The organism is Aeromonas sp. 96A (genome assembly GCF_051919165.1).
GTDB classification, from domain to species: Bacteria; Pseudomonadota; Gammaproteobacteria; order Enterobacterales; family Aeromonadaceae; genus Aeromonas; species Aeromonas veronii.
This window is the reverse complement of record NZ_JBQBFE010000001.1, coordinates 3,400,001-3,419,302: the sequence shown is the minus strand read 5'-3', so window position 1 is coordinate 3,419,302 and position 19,302 is coordinate 3,400,001. Positions and strand designations below refer to the sequence as shown.

Sequence of the window (19,302 nt, the reverse complement as noted above, 5' to 3'; positions counted from 1 at the left end):
TTCACCATGATAGCGATGCTCACACAGCGGTGTCTGTGACTGAAAACGTTATCTGACTCAACTGGTTAGAGCACCCCTGCCGAAGCAAAACGGTAGTTGAGCGAGAGCCAGTAGGAACGGCCCGGCTCGGGGATGCGGCCGCTCTGCTCATAGCCCAACCCCGCCTGACTGGCGTGCACCGACTTGGAGAGGTGCTCGTAGTAGAAGGTGTCGAACAGGTTGTCCACCCCGGCCGAAAGCTGCCACCCTTTGGCAAACTGCCAGGCGCCGCTCAGGTTCATGGTGAAGAAGCCCGGAGTCTCCCCCTGATCCTGACCCGCGACCGTGCCGGAACCGACGTCCACCCGATCCTGCGCCGCCACCGCGCGCCCCAGCAAGGTAAAGCTCAGCGCCTCGTCCGGCTGCCAGCCCAACGCCAGCTTGCCATCGAGCGGCGGCATCTGGGCCAGCGGCTTGTTGTCGCTCTGATTTTCGCCGTAGACCACCGCCAGACCACCATCGAGACGCCACTGCTCGGCAAACTGCCAGCGCCCCTCCAGCTCGCCACCCCGGGTCTGGGCATCGATATTGCGCACCTTGTTCGACTTGCTGTTGTAGAGCAGGTAGTCCTTGATATCGGCGCTAAAGAGGGAGAGGGTCAGGTCCAGCTCGCGACTGCGCAGGGCCAACCCAGCATCCCACTGGCGACTGCGCTCCGGGTTGAGGGTGAACTGGGTGCTGTCCTTGCTGCGCTCCCAGTAGTCCGGCGCACGCTCTGCCTGCCCCCAGGCCAGATAGCTGGACCAGCGTGGCGACCACTGATATTCGTAGCGGCCAAACCCGCTGTTAAGACTCAGGGTATCGCTGTAGAGGGTCTGTTCACCGGCGCCATAGCGGGTGGTCTCTACCCTATCCTGACGGTAACCGCCCTTGTAGCTGTGAGCCCCCTGCTGACGACCCAGTTCGGCGAAGCCGCCCTGCTGCTCGAAACGCAGGGTGCGCTGGCGATCCTTGGTGGCATAGTCGACCCCACTCCGACTGCGGTGCTGATCCCGGTTGCTGTCGAGCCCGGCGGTCAGCAGCCAGTCTGCTGGCAAGGCGATGTCGTTGGCCCAGCGACCGCCGGTGTTGCGGCGATCCGGGTTGGAGAGCATCTTCATGCCACTGTTTTGCCGCAGGCTGAAGTTGTCCATGATGTGGTCTATGTAGTTGTCCCACAGGGTCAGCTCGCTGCGCTGCCAGTGAGTGGTGATCTGCTCCTGCTTGAGCTTCAGCCCGAAGGATTCGCGATCAAACATGGGGCCATCCATGGTGCGGTCCGCATAGGCGGCGCGGGCGTTGCTGCGCTCGGCGGTGAGTTCCAGCCAGGTGTGCTCCCCCGGCGTCCAGCCCAACTGGGCGGTGCCGTTCTCGCGGCGATAGAAAGATCGCACCTTGTTACCGTGACCATCGCGGTAATCGTCGCTGTCGGAGTGGGTGAACTGGCCGCGCAGATAGCCATCGGTCGAACCCGCCGTCATATCCACCATCTGGTCATCGCGACCGAAGCTGCCAAAGAGGGCCGAGGCATCTGCCTTGAGGCCCGGTGCAGTGAACTCGGGCCTGTCCCGCTCGAACAGCACGGTTCCCGCCAGGGTGGCACCCTGCTCCAGGGATTGCGGCCCCTTGAGCACCCGGATCCGGTCAAAGGATTGGGGAAACACATAGGCGGTGGGCGGGTCCATCCGGCCGCCACACCCACCGGCCAGCATGCCGCCATCCATCTGCACGTTGAGGCGGGACATCCCCATCCCCCGCAGTACAGGGTCGCCACCGAGCCCCCCTTTGCGCACCATGCTCATGCCGGTGACATTCTTCAGATAACCGGCGCCGTCGGCAGCGGGCATGGGGGAACCGGGCTTCTTGGGATCCAGTGTCACTTCAAGTGTGCTGGCGGGGCGGGTTGCCACCACCACCATGGGATCCAGCTGTTGCACCGGTTCCTGACCGGCAGCGCCGTGACAGGCGAGTCCACCAACCAGCAGGGCAAGGGGTGTGCGCATATGACAAGCCATACATTTTCCTTATGTATTTGTTTGTTTTGTTATTTTCATTCAACCAATCAAACCTTTCAGCAAGGGAAAGGTTTGCCGTCAGGCCGCAAAAAAGGCCTGCGGCGCGAAAGCGGCAAGCCTCTGTCAGGTGAAGCGAAGGCAAGTTGGCAAAATGTTGCGCAGGTTTTACCCAAGTTGGCTCAGAAAGGCAAACGGGCAAACATTCCAGTAACAGGAATCTGGCGTTGGCTCACAAAAAATGGGGATTAGCTGAAGGCTTCCCGCTCATCGATGGGAGAGATGAGGTGATAGACCTCATGGGCGGATAGCGTGCAGCCAACAGGCCACTCCAGCTGGTGGTGACGGTTGATGAAGACCCGGGCGCAATGACGCTCGCTCTCCAGCTTTGCAAACAGCGGCTGGGTTCGCCAGGGGGTCAGATCCAGCACACCCGTGGTGCCATCCGATAACACCAGAAACAGGCGCCATCCCCGCACATACTCGACATCGATAAAGACCGGCATCCCTTCGGCTCCGATTGAGATAATTCGCGGCAATTATAAACACCCATCCCCCATCCATACGCGCTGTGGCTCACATTTTACCCAGCAGGTTATGCTGTGCTCATTAAGCGCGCGACATCACATTTTTAGATGATAAATGTGTTAATTCCGGCTTTTAACAAAATTGAATGCAACCTTAACCAGTTCGATCTGTCATAACCTCACAACAAGTAAAAAACGTCTGTGGACAGGCGCTTACAGTCTCATTCAGGAACAAAAATGACAGATCTAAAACAGCGACTCGGCCCGTTCTGGCCCTTCGCCATCTTCTGCGCGCTCGCGCTTTTCTCTCTCTCTTTCAGCCGAATCGCCCTCGGTCTCTGGCAACTGGAACGGGTGGATGCCGTGGCTGGTTGGCAGGAGATGCTGCTGCAAGGGATCCGGGTCGACTTTGCGACCCTCTGCTGGGTCTGGGGTGTCCCCGCCATGCTCACTCTGCTGCTGGCAGGCCCACATGCCATCGGCCGGGGCTGGCTGCAACTGATGCGCGTCTGGCTAACCGTCGGACTCTGGCTGATGCTGTTCCTCGAGATCTCCACCCCTTCGTTTGTCACCGAGTATGGCGTGCGTCCCAACCGTCTCTATGTGGAGTACCTCATCTATCCGAAAGAGGTGTTCGCCATGCTGTGGGCGGGCCGCAAAGCCGAGCTGCTGCTGGCGTTACTCTTCAGTGGCGCCGCGCTGACCGGCGGTTGGTGGCTGAGCGGCCGTCTGGTACGTGGTCTCAGCTTCCCCCGCTGGTATCTGCGTCCTGCCTTCGCCCTGCTCATTCTGGCCATAGGTTTTCTCGGTGCCCGCTCCAGTCTCGGCCACCGCGCCCTGAACCCGGCCATGGTCGCCTTTGCCGAAGATCCGCTGGTCAACTCGCTCACCGTCAACTCCGCCTACTCCCTCTTCTTTGCCATCAAGCAGATGGGCGCCGAGGAGGATGCCGGCCAGTTTTACGGCGAGATGACGGAGCAGAAGGTGCTCGAGGTCATGCGCAAGGAGAGTGGCCGTCCGGCCAGTGATTTCAACTCCGATCTGCTGCCCAGCCAGACCTTCAATGAGGCGAGCTTCCAGGGTAAACCAAAGAATCTGGTGATCCTGCTGCAGGAGAGTCTGGGCGCCCAGTTTGTCGGCTCCCTCGGCGGCCTGCCGCTTACCCCCAACATCGACGCCCTGTCGCAGCAGGGCTGGGCCTTCGAGCAGCTCTACGCCACCGGCACCCGCTCGGTGCGCGGTATCGAGGCGGTACTGACCGGCTTCACGCCTACCCCGGCACAGGCGGTGGTCAAACTCGGCAAGAGCCAGACCAACTTCTTCACCATCGCTGATCTGCTCAAACAGCGGGGTTACGACACCAGCTTTATTTATGGCGGCGAGAGTCACTTCGACAACATGCGCAGCTTCTTCCTCGGCAACGGCTTCACCACCATCGTCGAGCAGAAGGATTTCGACAATCCGGTGTTCAAGGGCTCCTGGGGCGCCTCCGACGAGGATCTGATGGCCAAGGCCGACGAGACCTTCAAGGCGCTGCACAAGGAGGGCAAACCCTTCTTCAGTCTGGTGTTCAGCTCCAGCAACCACGATCCGTTCGAATTCCCGGACAACCGCATCGAACTCTTCGAGCAGCCCAAGCAGACCCGCAACAACGCGGCCAAGTATGCGGATTACGCCATCGGCGAGTTCTTCAAGAGGGCGAAACAGTCCGAATACTGGAAGGACACCCTGTTCCTGGTCATCGCCGACCATGATAGCCGGGTCGGTGGCGCCAGTCTGGTGCCCATTCCCCGCTTCCATATTCCGGGGGTTATCGTGGGCGATGGCATAGTGCCGAGAAAGGATTCGCGCATCGTCAGCCAGATCGACATGGCGCCGACCCTGCTCTCCCTGATGGGGATCAGTGCCGACTACCCCATGCTCGGCAAGGATCTCACCCGCATGCCTGCCGACTGGCCGGGTCGGGCCATCATGCAGTACGACAAGAACTTCGCCCTGATGCGCGGCAAGGATGTGGTGATCCTGCAACCGGAACGGGCGGCAGAGGGCTATGTCTACGACAATGCCAGCGAGAAGCTGACTCTGGCGGCGCAGCCGGACGCCTTGAAGGAGGATGCCCTTGGTCTTGCCCTGTGGGGCAGCATGGCCTATCAGAAGAGTCTCTATCAGACGGCCAAGGATGAACGCACCGCCGCCAATTGAGCCCCCCGTACTAATTCAGCCGATAGCAGAATGGAAAAAACCGCCAGCTGGCGGTTTTTTCCATCTATCCATACTGTCAGCCCACTGGCCATTATGGCTGGGGAAAGCAGGGCAGGGAGCGGCTGAACTTGTGCTCGAACACCAGCGAGGTTTCGAGGTGCACCACCTCCTCGCGGGAGGTGAAGTGATCGAAGACGAAGTTGCGCAGGTGCTCGGTATCGGAAACACAGAGGTGCACCAGAAAATCATCCTTGCCCCCCATGTGGAACAGACTGATCACTTCGGGCAGCGCCAGAATGGCATCGCGGAAGGCATCGATGATCTGGCGGCTGTGGCGGGCCAGCTGCAGGGAGACCATGGCCTGAATGTGGCCACCGAGGGCCTGATAATCCACTTCGCAGTGCGCCCCCTTGAGCACGCCATCCTGCTGCAGCTTGCGCACCCGCTCCAGACAGGTGGAGGGGGCAACGCCCACCAGCGCGGCCAGATCCTTGTTGGTCATGCCCGCATCCCGAAACAGATGGGCCAGGATATCCAAATCCAGTTGATCCAGGTTTCTCATCTTAACTCCTTGAACCGCTCAATTTTTTAGACTCTGCCCGTAAACCGGGGCAAACACAACGGCCATTGACATCCCCCCTGCCCCGCCTATCCTTGGCGCCATTCACCGGCCGCAGCCCTGCGGCCACTACGCGAGGATCCGCCATGCACCCGTATCACCCCTTCTGGAGCCTTGAGGTTCCCCGTGTCGACGGTCAGCTGCTGCTGACCCCCTGCCCCGGCACCCAGCAGGTGCCGCTGACCCTGGCGCTCGATCAACTGCGGTTGGCCGGTGCCCACGGGGTGGTGACCCTGATGACAAGCGCCGAGTTAATCCGACTCGAACTGGCGCAGCTCGGCCAACAGGTCGAGCACGAAGGGATGCGCTGGTTCCATCTGCCCATCGAGGATGATCTGGCCCCCGACACCGACTTCGAGGCGGCCTGGCAACAGGCGCTGCCGCAGCTGCGCGAGCTGCTGGGGGATGGCAAACATCTGGTCATCCACTGCAAAGGGGGCAGCGGTCGTACCGGTCTGGTCGCTGCCGCGCTGCTGATGACCCTCGGCCAGCCACAGCAAGAGGCGATGGCCGCCATCAAGGCCCACAGACCCAAGGCGTTTACCCTGGCCTGCCACCGCCAATGGCTCGACCAGCTGGCCAAGCGGCTGGCGCAGGGCGACTGACTATTTGCCTCCCTGGTCGTAGGTAAAGACCTTGCCGATATCTTCCACCCGATAGCTGGTGAGCTGATAGACGTAGTAGTTGAGCCAGTTGGCAAACAGCAGGTGACCGTGGCTGCGCCAGCTGGCGCGCGGGGTCTTGCCCGGATCGTTATTCGGGTAGTAGTTGACCGGAATGGCCGGTTCGAGCCCGGCCGCCAGATCCCGCTGATACTCCCCGTCCAGCGTCAGGGCATCGTACTCCGGGTGCCCAGTGACAAACACCTGACGACAATCCTTGGTCGCCGCCAGATAGACCCCCGCCTCTTCTGACTCGGCAAAAATCTGCAAGTCGGTATGGGCACGGATCAGATCGCCATCAAACGCCGCGTAACGGGAGTGCGGGGCGACGAACTCGTCATCGAAACCGCGCAGCAGCGGCTCGTGCTCATCGAGGCGATGGTGGCGATAAACCCCGGAGAGTTTCTCGCCGTGGGTCTGCTTCTCCATACCATACAAAGCTTTCAGCGCCGCCTGCACCGCCCAGCAGAGGAACAGGGTGGAGGTGACATGCTGATGGGACCACTCGATGATCTCGACGATGCGCGGCCAGTAGACCACCTCCTCGAACTCCACCAGCCCGAGTGGCGCCCCTGTGATGATCATGCCGTCGTAGTTGTTGCCACGCACCTGCTCGAAGTCGTGATAGAAGTTCTCCAGATGGGCCTGCGGCGTGTTCTTTGACTCCCTGTCATCGATGCGCAGCAGATCCACATCCACCTGCAGCGGCGAGTTGGAGAGCATCCGCATCAACTGGATCTCGGTCTCAATCTTCTTTGGCATCAGGTTGAGGATGAGCACCCGCAGCGGGCGGATGTTCTGGGTGACGGCCCGGGATTCCGTCATCACGAAGATGTTCTCCTGCCCCAGCACTTCGGCGGCGGGTAACTGATCCGGGATCTTGATCGGCATGCTTACTCCCTGTACTGCATCAGTAAATATGTCTGGACATCCAGAAGCCTATAATAAAGCTCCTGCCCTGTCATCAGATACCTTTTGTATTCACCCCCGCCTTTGACTAGCATACGGCTCAGTGTGTCTCCTGCTTCCAAGATAATGACCGGTATCAAGATTTCCGTAGATCGACTGCAAGTCGGCAACTATGTATCCCTGCCACTGGGGTGGCGCGAACACCCGTTCCTGTTTTCCAGCTTCAAGATCAAAAGTGAAGAAGAGATCGAGCTGATCCGCCGTCTCGGCCTGAAACTGGTCACCATCATTCCCGACAAGAGCGACGTTCCGCCCAAGCCTCTCAATCAGGTACAGCCTCAACAACAAGAGAGCGCAGACGCCGCCCAGCGCCAGGCCCAGATGCAGCAGGAGAAGGATCGCCGCATCGAGCAGTTGCAACTCTATCGCCGCAACCTGCAGCAGTGCGAGAAACAGTTCCAACAGTCGCTGGCGCAGGTGCGCAGCGTGATGAGCAAGATCCAGTCCCGCCCCCTCAATGCCATCGGCGAGGCGCAGGAGCTGGTCAACGCCATGACAGAACAGCTGCTCTCGGTGGACGAGATGGTGCTCCATCTGGTCTCCGACAGCGAGGATGGCAACAACCTCTACTTCCACTCCCTCAATGTGAGCGTGCTCAGCATGCTACTGGCCAAGGAGTGCTGCATGACGGCCGACGAGATCCGTCAAGTCGGCATGGGGGCGCTGTTCCACGATATCGGCAAGCTGAAGATCCCGAGCCAGATCCTGCGCAAGACCGAGCCGCTGACCAAGCCGGAGCAGAATCTGATGGCCCAGCACCCGCGCTACGGGCTGGATCTGCTCAATCTGGCCAAGGATTTCCCGGCCGAGGCGAAGGGGATCGTGCTCCATCACCACGAATATCTCGATGGCAGCGGGCCGGAAGGGCTCAAGGGTGGCCAGCTCGATCCGCTGACCCAGATGGTGTCGCTGATCAACGAGTACGATAACCTCTGCCACATGCAGGCCAAGGTGCCCTACTCGGCCCTGAGCGGCCTCTACAAGCAGCGCAAGGCGCAGTTCAATCCGGAGTACCTCAGCATGCTGATCCGGTTGATGGGGATCTACCCCCCCGGCAGCGTGGTGCAACTCTCCAATGGTCAGGTGGGGCTGGTGATGTCGGTCAACGCTTCCCGCCTGCTCTACCCCTCGGTGCTGGTCTACGATCCGCGCATTCCCCGTCAGGAAGCGGCCATCATCGACCTGCAGCAAGCCGAACTGTCGATCGCCAAGGTGATCCACCCCAAACGGCTGCCGCCCGCCGTGTTCGAGTACCTCAATCCGCGTACCCGGATCAGCTACTACTTCGAGCACAACAAAGCCTGATTGTGTTGGCCCGAGGCCAACCGTTGCCACCCGTTTAATCCAAGGAGCCTGCCATGCGTATCGAGATCATCAGTACCGGAGACGAAATAGTGACGGGTCTGGTGGTGGATACCAACGCGGCCTGGCTCAGCGCTCTGCTGCTGGAGCAGGGCTGGCAGGTGCGCCGTCGCCTGACGGTAGGGGACAACCTCGCCGACCTGAAAACGGTGCTGCAAGAGAGTGCCAGCCGCGCCGAGGTGGTGCTGGTGTGTGGCGGGCTCGGGCCCACTGCCGACGACCTCACCGCTCAGGCGGCAGCCGAGGCCTTTGCCCAGCCGCTCACCTTCTTCCCCGACTGGCTCGCTACCATCGAAGCGCGCTACGCCAGCCGTGGCCGCCCCATGGCACAAAGCAATGCCAAACAGGCATGGCTGCCACAGGGGTGCGAAATCCTCGATAACCCGGTTGGCACCGCCTGCGGCTTTGTGGTGCGAAGTGGCCAGAGCCAGCTCTTCTTCACCCCGGGCGTGCCGTTCGAATTCAAGCAGATGGTGCGCGAGCAAATTCTGCCGCGCCTCAAACAGCTGGCCGGGGCGCAGATCGATACCGAGCTGCGTCGCTTTTACACCTTCGGCGTCTCGGAGTCGGCGCTCAGCGATATGCTGGATGCCGAACCCTGGCCAGCTGGTATTGAGCTGGGTTACCGCTCCTCCATGCCCCTTATCGAGCTGAAACTGATCGGCCACGGCGCCAGTGCCGCTGACATGGAGAGTGCAGAGCGCCGACTGCTGGATACGATCCGCCCCTGGCTGGTTGGCAGCGGAGATACGGAACCGGCGCAGCAGATCCTGGCGCTGCTGCAAGGCAAGCCTCTGGCTCTGCTGGAGGGAGAGAGTGGCGGCGCCCTGCTGGCGCTTTGTCACGGCCATCCCCGGCTGGAGGCCAACTTCAGTACGCAACTGGCCGATGAGCTGGCACAACTGCCGACAACCGATGCGGGCCTGCAACTGACCATTGGGCGAGAGGGCGCAGAGGGGGTGCCACTGCTACTCAGCGCCGATGGAAAACACGTCGGTCAGACGGTCAAGGTCAGCCACCCCGACCCGGAGAGTCGCCGCAAGATCCTCGCCTTTGCCGCCCTCGACATGCTGCGCCGCCATATGCTGGGTGAGCCGGTGCTCGGCGATTACCTCACCCTGGCCAGAACAGCCCAGCGCAGCTGATAAGAACCGCCATTCACCTGCCAGCGACCCTATGTCGCTGGCGCTGCGATCCGTCTTTTCACTCCATTGCCAAACAGCGCCCACATTTATCTGGCCGCCATCACCGATTTGACTTCAATTCATTGACCATTCAGAGGAAATATCTGAATACTGCCCACTCTCAGGGTTGGCGACTCGCTTTATTAATCATTGAGAGATTAAATGACAGTAGAGGAGCGAGCCGATCGCTCCGTTCTCATCCAGCAAGGAGATGCGGTGTTAAGCAAAGAGTGGTTACTGCTATCAAGCGATATGGAACTGGTCTGCCTGCGGATTGCCGCCGGTCTCACCAAACCTGTCACGGAACAGGATGTGCAGGCTCTGTTGCTCGCTTCCAACTGTCGCCGCTATCAGCCGCTGCCTGAGGGGATCAAACAGGCCATCAGCCTGCTTAATACCCTGCTCACCAACCCTGCCGCCCCCATCCCCGCCAACCCCATCCCTGTCGGCAAGCGTCAGGATGCCCGACTCGCCGTAATAGTGGAGAAGGATCGCATGAGCGCCATCGCCCAGATCACTGCCGACTGGGGGGGCAAGTATGTGACGCTGGAACAGCTGAAAGAGGCGATCGCCATCAGCGAAATCAAACAGGGGGTGAGTGAGCAACTGCTCACCTCTGCCATCCAGTCAGCCAAGGAAGCCGCCCCCGGCAGTCAGCTCAAGCTGGTGATTGCCAACGGCCAGCCTGCCGTCAATGGTCAGGACACTCGTTATGAGCGGCTGGTGGAGACCCCGGCCGAACGGATCCTCAAACCGCAGGAGTTGGGGCATGGCAAGGTCGACCTGCGGGATCTCGGCTCCATCGTCACCGTCAAGGCAGGCGCTCCGCTGATGCGCCGCCATCCGGCCACCATCGGGGTGCCCGGTTTTACCGTGACCGGTCAGGATCTGCCCGCCAAAGATGGCAAAGACAGTCCGATGAGTGCTGGCGAGGGCACCTTTATCTCCCCCGACGATCCCGACCTGCTGATTGCCGGTCGGGCTGGCCTGCCCTGTCAGGAGAAAGCGGGCATGAAGGTGGACGAGGTGCTCAGCGTCAAACAGGTGGATGCCCGCCACGGCCACATTGATTTTGAAGGGGGCTTAATCGTCAGCGGCGACGTCAACCCGGGCATGAAGATCAAGGTCAGCGGTGACATCGTCATAGGCGGCTTTATCGAAGGGGGCTGGATCGAAGCTGGGGGCAGCATCACGGTACGCCACGGCATTATTGGCCGCCGCAACGAGCAGGGGGAGTACCTTTGCCAACTCAATGCGCAGGGGGAGATCCACGCCAGCTATGCCCAGTATGCCCAGCTGGAAGCGGGGGGGATATCCAGATCCAGAGCCAGCTCAGCCACTGCTACTCCCGCAGCGGACAAGATATCAAGGTAGGCGATAGCAACATGCGCAAAGGCACTCTGCTGGGGGGCACCAGCATTGCCAATCGCCTGATCATGGCCCCCAGCCTGGGGGCCGAGGCCGCCAACCATACCCGGCTGCAGATCCTCGGCGGCTACTTCACCCACAAGGAGCAGGAACACCAGCTCAAGCTGCGCCAGCAGGCGTGTCAGGCCCAGCTGGAGAAAATCAAGGAGCTGGTCATGAAGTTGCTGCAACTGCCCGGCGACAAGCGCAATCCGGATACCCTGCGCAAGCTCAAACCGATCCGGGACCATCAGCTGGCCGAACTGGCCCAGCTCGATGAGCAGCTCACCGCCAACCAGGAGGAGCTGCGAAACTTGATGGCTCAAATGGAGGTCATTGCCACCCAGCACCTCTACTCCGGCATCGAGGTCGAGATGGCCAGCTTCAAACGCAAGGTTACCATCACCCGAGGCCCTACCCGCCTGACCATCCATGATGAAACCCTGGAGATGACCCCTTACGAGGGGCACAAATAGATCAACCGGCACGGCCCCATCGCTGAACCGGCCGTGATCCCGCCGCCGATTTTCGCTACACTCGCCACTTCCTTGGCCCCACCGGGCGGGCCACCCAGACTCAGGTAGTGAGAGATGTACAAGCTGATCGCATTGGATATGGATGGCACCCTGCTCAACCCGCAGGGCCAGATTACTCCCCGCACCCACGCCGCCATCAGCGCCGCGCGCGCCAAAGGGGTAACCGTTGTGCTGGCCTCCGGCCGCCCGCTGGAAGGGATGAGCCGCTATCTGGAAGAGCTCGGCCTCACCACAGAGCATGACTACGTCATCTGCTACAACGGCGCTCTGGTACAGCAGGTTGCCGATCAGCGCATCATCCGCAGCCAGCTGCTGACCGGCAGTGACGCCAGCGCCGTCGCCAAACTGGCTGACGAGCTGGAGGTGAACGTCCACGGTTTCTCGGTCACCCAGGGCCTCATCAGTCCCCGTGTCAGCACCTACACCGAGCACGAATCCCGCCTGATCGGCATGCCGATCAATCTGATAGACTTCGCCACCCTGCCTGCCGACGAGCAGATCATGAAGGTGATGATGATCGACGAGCCGCCCCAGCTCTCCCGCGCCATCGAGCGACTGCCTGCAGAGCTCTATGAGCGCTATACCGTGGTACAGAGCGCCCCCTTCTTCCTCGAGTTCATGAACAAGCAGAGCAACAAGGGAACAGGCGTGGCCGCACTGGCCGAGCACCTTGGCCTGACCGCCGATCAGGTGATCTGCGTCGGGGATGCGGGCAACGATCGCCACATGATCGAATATGCAGGCCTCGGGGTTGCGATGGGCAATGCCACCGACGAGATCAAGTCTCTCGCCCAGCACACCACTGCCCGCAACGATGAAGATGGCGTGGCTCAGGTGATCGAGCAGTTCGTACTGAACGCCTGATCGCAATCGAGCGCTGCTGCGTCCGATAAGGAAATAAAAACGGGGAGGCTGTCAGCCCCCCCGTTTTTTCTGGTCAGTTATCTGCGTGATGAGCGGTAATTCGCTCGCATCACTGGTTCGCCAGACACTGGGTATGGGAGCCCGGTTGCAAGTAAGGCGTCAGCAGGGGAGCCATCCCCTTGAGCACCTGCACCGGCAGCGCCGAGGTGAAGCGGAACTTGTCAGACTGGCTACCCGGTACATAGGCGGTCAGGGTACCGAAGTGATCCTCACCCAGATAGAAAACGAAGGTCGCGGTGCGGTTGCGCGCCAGCGAGCTGGTCACGTTGCCATAACGACCCACGGTTTCAATCCGGTTATCCCCGGTTCCGGTCTTGCCCCCCATCTGCAGCACGTGCCATCCGGCAGGGTAAAGGCACCGGCGATACGTCTTGCCGTGCCCCCTTCGACCACCTTGGAGAGCGCACTGCGCAAGGCGGCCGCCACCTCTGCTGGCATCACCCGGGTTCCCTCGGTGTGCTGCGGCTCAAACTCGGTCTCGAAGGGCGTCCCCTTGGCGAACGAGAGATGCTCGATACGCAAGGTTGGCGAGCGGATACCGCCATTCTGGATAATCCCCATCAGCTCGGCCAGTGCAGCCGGGCGATCGCCGGAGCTACCCAAGGCGGTCGCCAGCGAAGGCACCAGATGATCAAACGGATAACCCAGCTTGGCCCAGCGCTGATGGATATCGAGGAAGGCTTCAACCTCCAGCATGGTGCGGATCCGGCTGTCACGGGCACTGCGATGACGGGTCTTGAACAGCCAGCTGTAGACCTCCTGCCGCTCGTCACGACTGGCTGCCACAGCGTCGGCAAAGGTCGCCTTGTCGAACTCCTTGAGATAGGCCAGCAACCACAGCTCCAGCGGGTGAACCCGGGCGATGTAGCCCTGATCCGGCAGTGAATACTTGCCCGGGCCATAGCTCACATAGAGCTGATTGACCCGCTTCGCACTCAGCTTCTCCCGCGGCAACCGCTCCGCCAGGAAGGCAGCAAATGCGGCTTCGCTGGCTTCCGGCATCAGGTAGCGGTGAACCGCCGCCAGACGTACCGCACTCGGCTTGAGACCGTCGAGGAAGGTATCGAGTTGCTCCTCGGGAGTCTTGCCGCGATATTTACGCCAGAAGCGCAGCAGATAGGTCTGGCCCTCTTTGTCGGCAAATTTGGCCAGATACTCCTGACGGCGGGGATCCTTGTCATCCTTGAGCAACTGGGCACGGTTGCCCTCCTTGTAGAGGCTGTAGCGCACGATATCGCGCATCAGCCGCACAAAGGGCAAGTTAATCGACTCACGCAAAGAGTCACGCAACGTCGGAATACGATTGTTATCCTCGCGGCGGAAGTTGTTGAAGGTGTGCATGCCGCCACCGGTAAAGAACCCTTCGTTGGGGCTGGCGGAGTATTTGCGATCCAGCGCGGCTTCCAGCATCACAGGCAGGCTCTTGTCCTGAGCCGTCATCAGATAGGAGATGGCCCAGCGGCTGAGGTTGTCCTGAGAGACGGCAGCCAGCTTGCGCAGATTCTCGACCGGCATCCCGGCATAGTTGTCGTGCAGCTCGGCTACGATCTCCAGATAGGTAGTCAGCACCCGCAACTTGGCGGTTGAGCCCAACTCCAGCTTGGAACCTTCGTTGATATCGAACGGCTGATCGGTGTTGTCGGTCTGCACCCGCACCTTGAACCCTTCCGGCGATTTCTCGAACAGGGTGAAGCTGTAGCGCACATCGCCGGTCTTCTCCGGCGAGAGCAGGCGCTCACCAAACAGTCCCACCTGAGCGGCAAACGTCGGATCGGCCAGCTGTTGCAGATAACGGGAGATTTCGTTCTGCAGCGGCATGTTGAGGCTGGTATCGGCGGTCAGATCCATCCGGTCGAGGTCATAGAGCTGCACCCCGAGCTGACGGCTCAGGCGAGTACGGGCAACCTGCAACCCCTTGTTATTGTTCACCCGGGTGATAGCCGGGGACTGCAGGAAGTCCCGGAACGTAATCTTGGCCTTGAGCGCCGCCTCCATCAGAGGTGGCGTGATCATCCCCTCCTGCACAAACAGGCGCAGGTAGCTGTCGGTCAGGGTAGCCAGCGCCTCTCGCCCCTGAGCCAGATAGTAAGAGGGACGGCGGTGCGCAATCATCAAAGAGACAACCTGACGCAGGGCAAGTCCCTGTTCGGCCAGCGGTGCGTTCTGGTTGCGGGCGGGGTCCAGCAGACGGTTCACGTCATCGACATTGGCACCAAACCAGACCCAGAGACCATCCCCCAAACCATGCACCTCACCATATCCCGGCGCAGCCGAGAGCGGTACCGAGTTGAGGTAGGCCCAGGCGACCAGCTTGCGCGCTTCGAGGGTTTCCGGCCCGAGACGATAGGCACGCACGCTGGCAGAGGCCATCTGACGGATCTTCTCGGTCGGCGACAGGGTCAGGCCATCCGGCGAGTGGCGATACTTCTCCACCTGGGTCGCCAGGGTACTGCCACCGGCAGATTGATCCTGCATATCGAGCGCCTTGCCCACTTGAGAGAGCGCGGCCTTGGCAAAACGGGGCCAGTCGACCGCCGGGTTGGCCAACGGCTCTTCGTTGCTCAGCAAGTCGCGGTTCTCGATAAACAGCAGCGACTGGATGACGAGCGGCGGAATTGAGTCAAAATCCGGATAGTGATGGGTCGGATACTTGAATTGATAGAAAGGTTCTGCGCGGCAATCGTGCAACGTCAGGCCAGCCTGCACCTTCTCGGTATAGGGCACGAAGAAGCCACGACTGGCGTAGTCATAGAGCGCGTCGGAGAAATGCACCTGCTTGCTGACTTCATAGCCCCGCTGAAGCAAACGCTCCTGCATCATCGGCAGTTGCACATAGCCGAGCCGCTTGTCGAACGGGCCATCCTCAGGGAATGCGATCTGCTTGCTCTGGCCAAGCTCGACCTGATAGGTGAGCTTGGCGGCATAACGGGATATCTCCTGAGATTGCAGCTTCGAGGTTTTCATCTCATAGCCAACCAGAGCGATCACCGCCCCCAGGCACAATAAAAAGAGAAAACAGAACAGCCAACGCCACCAGGGACGGCGCTTGCGCTTTGGGTTCCCGTCCGAGGTCTGGACAGATGAATCTTGAGATGCCACTTGTGTCAAATCCGTCTGTTCTGATGCGCCCATATCAGCCCCACCATGGTTGCGCAATTTATTGTGTTTCACTCAAGCTTAGTCTTTTCAAGTCAATGGCTTGAAACTATTGACCGCTTTGTGGTGATGGTAACAGGGCAATTCTAAAAAGGGGAGCCGATTGTTGCAGGAGTGGCAGAGATCCGAGCTGATAACAAAACACCGGCCAGTGGCCGGTGTCTCTGAAGCGAGAGCTGAATGCTTATTTGTGAGAGCTCATGCCCTTCAGTTTGGTGCTCAGCTCTTTACGCTCTTTGGAGAGCTCGGCGTTCTTGATAATGTGATCATCCACGCGCTCTTCATAGTCAGCACGCATGTTGGCGATGATCGCCTGCACATCATCAATGCTCATACCCGGCTTGATGTAGTCGCTCAGGTTGTCGAGCAGCAGTACGCGCTTCTGGTTGTCACGGATCTTCTTCTCGTTATCCGCAATTTCACGCTTGAGTTTGTTCTGGCGACGGGACATACGCACATATTCCAGTACATCGCTGAAGGTGGACTTGTTTACTTGTTCCATATCGATACCACTGATTTAAGGTTGATAAAAACTGGCCAAGTTACACCTGGAACCCGGCAAACCCAGCGCGGGACAGGCAAACTCAAGATGCCCTTACTCTACCGAGTTATAAGCGAGATACAACCCTAATCGCGCGCCATGAACAGAGTTTGGCCAAAAGTAAACCAGTTAATATGGCCAGTAATCCATCAGATAAGAGCTTGATATAGATAGAAAATGGAGGAGATGACAGGCTTTTTAGTTCTCTTCCTGCAGATAAATGCTAACACTGGCTGTTTACACGCTAAAAATACCAAAACCCGGTCGTGAGACTGGGCTTTGGTGTTCGTTCTGGTATGCAAATCTGTGGGTCTTATGGACAAAATCGCCCATAGCAAAAAGGCCTTCCCATCTGGGAAGGCCTTTAAATTAGTGGCGGAGCGGACGGGACTCGAACCCGCGACCCCCGGCGTGACAGGCCGGTATTCTAACCGACTGAACTACCGCTCCGCATTCGGTTAGCTTGCGCTAAATTGGTTGCCGCTTTTTCTGAGGTGTCATCCTCGCAGCCAGTGACGTGATTCTTCACATCGCTGTTTAATTGGGTGCCTGGCAGTGTCCTACTCTCGCATGGCGAATGCCACACTACCATCGGCGCTACCGCGTTTCACTTCTGAGTTCGGCATGGGATCAGGTGGTTCCACGGCGCTATGGCCGCCAGGCAAATTCTTAATCTAGAAAGCTGACGTGAATAACGACTTGGCCAGTTTGCTTTGTCATTACCACTGAATTTGAGTAGTTCGTTCATTCGCTACAAGGCCAGAAACACTTCTTGGGTGTTGTATGGTTAAGCCTCACGGGTAATTAGTATGGGTTAGCTCAACACGTCGCCGCGCTTACACACCCCACCTATCAACGTTGTGGTCTCCAACGGCCCTTTAGGACCCTCAAGGGGTCAGGGATGACTCATCTCAGGGCTCGCTTCCCGCTTAGATGCTTTCAGCGGTTATCGATTCCGAACTTAGCTACCGGGCAGTGCCACTGGCGTGACAACCCGAACACCAGAGGTTCGTTCACTCCGGTCCTCTCGTACTAGGAGCAACTCCCTTCAATCATCCAACGCCCACGGCAGATAGGGACCGAACTGTCTCACGACGTTCTGAACCCAGCTCGCGTACCACTTTAAATGGCGAACAGCCATACCCTTGGGACCGACTTCAGCCCCAGGATGTGATGAGCCGACATCGAGGTGCCAAACACCGCCGTCGATATGAACTCTTGGGCGGTATCAGCCTGTTATCCCCGGAGTACCTTTTATCCGTTGAGCGATGGCCCTTCCATTCAGAACCACCGGATCACTATGACCTACTTTCGTACCTGCTCGACCTGTCCGTCTCGCAGTTAAGCTGGCTTATGCCATTGCACTAACCTCCTGATGTCCGACCAGGATTAGCCAACCTTCGTGCTCCTCCGTTACTCTTTGGGAGGAGACCGCCCCAGTCAAACTACCCACCAGGCACTGTCCGCGAGCCCGATTCAGGGCCCTGCGTTAGAACATCAAACATACAAGGGTGGTATTTCAAGGACGGCTCCAGCGCAACTGGCGTCACGCCTTCAAAGCCTCCCACCTATCCTACACATGTAGGTTCAATGTTCAGTGCCAAGCTGTAGTAAAGGTTCACGGGGTCTTTCCGTCTAGCCGCGGGTACACCGCATCTTCACGGCGAATTCGATTTCACTGAGTCTCGGGTGGAGACAGCATGGCCATGGTTACACCATTCGTGCAGGTCGGAACTTACCCGACAAGGAATTTCGCTACCTTAGGACCGTTATAGTTACGGCCGCCGTTTACCGGGGCTTCGATCAAGAGCTTCGCTTGCGCTAACCCCATCAATTAACCTTCCGGCACCGGGCAGGTGTCACACCCTATACGTCCACTTTCGTGTTTGCAGAGTGCTGTGTTTTTGATAAACAGTCCCAGCCATCTGGTCACTGCGACTCCCAACTGCTCCATCCGCAAGGGACTTCACTGTCAGGAGCGAACCTTCTCCCGAAGTTACGGTTCTATTTTGCCTAGTTCCTTCACCCGAGTTCTCTCAAGCGCCTTGGTATTCTCTACCCGACCACCTGTGTCGGTTTGGGGTACGATGACTTGTAATCTGAAGCTTAGAGGCTTTTCCTGGAAGCAGGGCATCAATGGCTTCCACACCGTAGTGTGTTCGTCTCGTGTCTCAGTGTTGTGTCTCCGGATTTGCCTAGAAACACCACCTACGCACTTTCACCAGGACAACCGTCGCCTGGCCCACCTAGCCTTCTCCGTCCCCCCATCGCAATTACAAGTCGTGCAGGAATATTAACCTGCTTCCCATCGACTACGCCTTTCGGCCTCGCCTTAGGGGTCGACTCACCCTGCCCCGATTAACGTTGGACAGGAACCCTTGGTCTTCCGGCGAGGAGGCTTTTCACCCCCTTTATCGTTACTTACGTCAGCATTCGCACTTCTGATATCTCCAGCATACCTCTCGATACACCTTCGCAGACTTACAGAACGCTCCCCTACCACTCACACATAAGTGTGAATCCGCGGCTTCGGTGCCTGGTTTGAGCCCCGTTACATCTTCCGCGCAGGCCGACTCGACTAGTGAGCTATTACGCTTTCTTTAAATGATGGCTGCTTCTAAGCCAACATCCTAGCTGTCTGAGCCTTCCCACATCGTTTCCCACTTAACCAGAACTTTGGGACCTTAGCCGGCGGTCTGGGTTGTTTCCCTCTTCACGACGGACGTTAGCACCCGCCGTGTGTCTCCCGGATATTACTTACTGGTATTCGGAGTTTGCATGGGGTTGGTAAGTCGGGATGACCCCCTAGCCCAAACAGTGCTCTACCCCCAGTAGTATTCGTCCGAGGCGCTACCTAAATAGCTTTCGGGGAGAACCAGCTATCTCCGAGTTTGATTGGCCTTTCACCCCCAGCCACAGGTCATCCCCTAACTTTGCAACGTTAGTGGGTTCGGTCCTCCAGTTGATGTTACTCAACCTTCAACCTGCCCATGGCTAGATCACCCGGTTTCGGGTCTACACCTTGCAACTAGACGCCCAGTTAAGACTCGGTTTCCCTACGGCTCCCCTATACGGTTAACCTCGCTACAAAATGTAAGTCGCTGACCCATTATACAAAAGGTACGCAGTCACCCCGAAGGGCTCCCACTGCTTGTACGTACACGGTTTCAGGTTCTATTTCAC

Annotated in this window: 11 protein-coding genes, 1 tRNA gene, 2 rRNA genes and 2 pseudogenes (1 of these 16 running past the window's edge); 7 read left to right on the top strand and 9 right to left on the bottom strand. The window is 59.0% G+C overall.

Annotated features, from left to right (window positions below; genetic code table 11):
* Positions 1-65: 65 nt before the first annotated feature.
* Positions 66-2,033 (bottom strand): TonB-dependent copper receptor, encoded by a 1,968-nt coding sequence (locus tag ACTG2W_RS15855; protein WP_106844029.1) that lies wholly within the window; start codon positions 2,031-2,033, stop codon positions 66-68.
* Between ACTG2W_RS15855 and ACTG2W_RS15850 the strand changes: the two genes are divergently transcribed.
* Positions 2,022-2,282 (top strand): hypothetical protein, encoded by a 261-nt coding sequence (locus tag ACTG2W_RS15850; protein ID WP_124928440.1) that lies wholly within the window; start codon positions 2,022-2,024, stop codon positions 2,280-2,282. The two genes, ACTG2W_RS15855 and ACTG2W_RS15850, sit on opposite strands and share 12 nt — an antisense overlap.
* Here the strand turns inward: ACTG2W_RS15850 and ACTG2W_RS15845 are convergent.
* Positions 2,279-2,536, bottom strand: a complete 258-nt coding sequence (locus tag ACTG2W_RS15845; RefSeq protein ID WP_005335997.1) for a DUF2442 domain-containing protein — start codon at positions 2,534-2,536, stop codon at positions 2,279-2,281. The two genes, ACTG2W_RS15850 and ACTG2W_RS15845, sit on opposite strands and share 4 nt — an antisense overlap.
* 258 nt (positions 2,537-2,794) lie before the next feature.
* On the opposite strand from ACTG2W_RS15845, the gene ACTG2W_RS15840 reads away from it, so the two are divergent.
* Positions 2,795-4,759 (top strand): LTA synthase family protein, encoded by a 1,965-nt coding sequence (locus ACTG2W_RS15840; RefSeq protein ID WP_106844028.1) that lies wholly within the window; start codon positions 2,795-2,797, stop codon positions 4,757-4,759.
* A 91-nt stretch (positions 4,760-4,850) separates the two neighbouring features.
* Here the strand turns inward: ACTG2W_RS15840 and ACTG2W_RS15835 are convergent, their stop codons facing one another.
* Complete coding sequence (locus ACTG2W_RS15835) at positions 4,851-5,321, bottom strand: Lrp/AsnC family transcriptional regulator (RefSeq protein ID WP_005336001.1); 471 nt, start codon at positions 5,319-5,321, stop codon at positions 4,851-4,853.
* A gap of 143 nt (positions 5,322-5,464) precedes the next feature.
* Between ACTG2W_RS15835 and ACTG2W_RS15830 the strand changes: the two genes are divergently transcribed.
* A complete protein-coding gene (locus ACTG2W_RS15830) occupies positions 5,465-5,983 on the top strand; it encodes a cyclin-dependent kinase inhibitor 3 family protein (protein ID WP_005354972.1) in 519 nt (172 codons plus the stop codon).
* Here ACTG2W_RS15830 and metA read toward each other — a convergent pair whose 3' ends face one another.
* The gene (gene metA / locus ACTG2W_RS15825; protein WP_021231656.1) at positions 5,984-6,931 is read right to left on the bottom strand and encodes a homoserine O-acetyltransferase MetA; all 948 of its coding nucleotides are present in this window, start codon (positions 6,929-6,931) and stop codon (positions 5,984-5,986) included.
* Positions 6,932-7,075: 144 nt separating this feature from the next.
* Here metA and ACTG2W_RS15820 point away from each other — a divergent pair, with 144 nt between their 5' ends.
* The 4 genes and pseudogenes from ACTG2W_RS15820 (at position 7,076) to yidA (ending at position 12,362) form a co-directional block, all read left to right on the top strand.
* Positions 7,076-8,314, top strand: a complete 1,239-nt coding sequence (locus ACTG2W_RS15820) for an HD-GYP domain-containing protein (RefSeq protein ID WP_005336014.1) — start codon at positions 7,076-7,078, stop codon at positions 8,312-8,314.
* Between the two features lie 53 nt (positions 8,315-8,367).
* Positions 8,368-9,516 carry a CinA family nicotinamide mononucleotide deamidase-related protein gene (locus ACTG2W_RS15815; RefSeq protein ID WP_440016365.1) on the top strand — a complete coding sequence of 383 codons (1,149 nt, stop codon included), beginning with the start codon at positions 8,368-8,370 and terminating at the stop codon, positions 9,514-9,516.
* Positions 9,517-9,771: 255 nt separating this feature from the next.
* Positions 9,772-11,438: pseudogene (locus tag ACTG2W_RS15810) on the top strand (FapA family protein).
* A 114-nt stretch (positions 11,439-11,552) separates the two neighbouring features.
* Complete coding sequence (gene yidA / locus ACTG2W_RS15805) at positions 11,553-12,362, top strand: sugar-phosphatase (RefSeq protein WP_323890353.1); 810 nt, start codon at positions 11,553-11,555, stop codon at positions 12,360-12,362.
* A 109-nt stretch (positions 12,363-12,471) separates the two neighbouring features.
* Here yidA and ACTG2W_RS15800 read toward each other — a convergent pair.
* The 5 genes and pseudogenes from ACTG2W_RS15800 to ACTG2W_RS15780 all read right to left on the bottom strand — a co-directional run.
* Positions 12,472-15,554: pseudogene (locus ACTG2W_RS15800) on the bottom strand (transglycosylase domain-containing protein).
* A gap of 208 nt (positions 15,555-15,762) precedes the next feature.
* Positions 15,763-16,080, bottom strand: a complete 318-nt coding sequence (gene tmaR, locus ACTG2W_RS15795; RefSeq protein WP_005336024.1) for a PTS system regulator TmaR — start codon at positions 16,078-16,080, stop codon at positions 15,763-15,765.
* A gap of 412 nt (positions 16,081-16,492) precedes the next feature.
* A tRNA-Asp gene (locus tag ACTG2W_RS15790) sits at positions 16,493-16,569 on the bottom strand.
* 97 nt (positions 16,570-16,666) lie between these two features.
* Positions 16,667-16,781, bottom strand: a 5S ribosomal RNA gene (rrf, locus tag ACTG2W_RS15785).
* A 121-nt stretch (positions 16,782-16,902) separates the two neighbouring features.
* Positions 16,903-19,302 (bottom strand): 23S ribosomal RNA (locus ACTG2W_RS15780); it runs 490 nt beyond the window's last position.

Coding starts and splice junctions, on each gene's coding strand:
- ACTG2W_RS15850 (WP_124928440.1), top strand. CDS start 2,022: ATGACAAGCCATACATTTTCCTTATGTATTTGTTTGTTTTGTTATTTT.
- ACTG2W_RS15855 (WP_106844029.1), bottom strand. CDS start 2,033: ATGGCTTGTCATATGCGCACACCCCTTGCCCTGCTGGTTGGTGGACTC.
- ACTG2W_RS15845 (WP_005335997.1), bottom strand. CDS start 2,536: ATGCCGGTCTTTATCGATGTCGAGTATGTGCGGGGATGGCGCCTGTTT.
- ACTG2W_RS15840 (WP_106844028.1), top strand. CDS start 2,795: ATGACAGATCTAAAACAGCGACTCGGCCCGTTCTGGCCCTTCGCCATC.
- ACTG2W_RS15835 (WP_005336001.1), bottom strand. CDS start 5,321: ATGAGAAACCTGGATCAACTGGATTTGGATATCCTGGCCCATCTGTTT.
- ACTG2W_RS15830 (WP_005354972.1), top strand. CDS start 5,465: ATGCACCCGTATCACCCCTTCTGGAGCCTTGAGGTTCCCCGTGTCGAC.
- metA (WP_021231656.1), bottom strand. CDS start 6,931: ATGCCGATCAAGATCCCGGATCAGTTACCCGCCGCCGAAGTGCTGGGG.
- ACTG2W_RS15820 (WP_005336014.1), top strand. CDS start 7,076: ATGACCGGTATCAAGATTTCCGTAGATCGACTGCAAGTCGGCAACTAT.
- ACTG2W_RS15815 (WP_440016365.1), top strand. CDS start 8,368: ATGCGTATCGAGATCATCAGTACCGGAGACGAAATAGTGACGGGTCTG.
- yidA (WP_323890353.1), top strand. CDS start 11,553: ATGTACAAGCTGATCGCATTGGATATGGATGGCACCCTGCTCAACCCG.
- tmaR (WP_005336024.1), bottom strand. CDS start 16,080: ATGGAACAAGTAAACAAGTCCACCTTCAGCGATGTACTGGAATATGTG.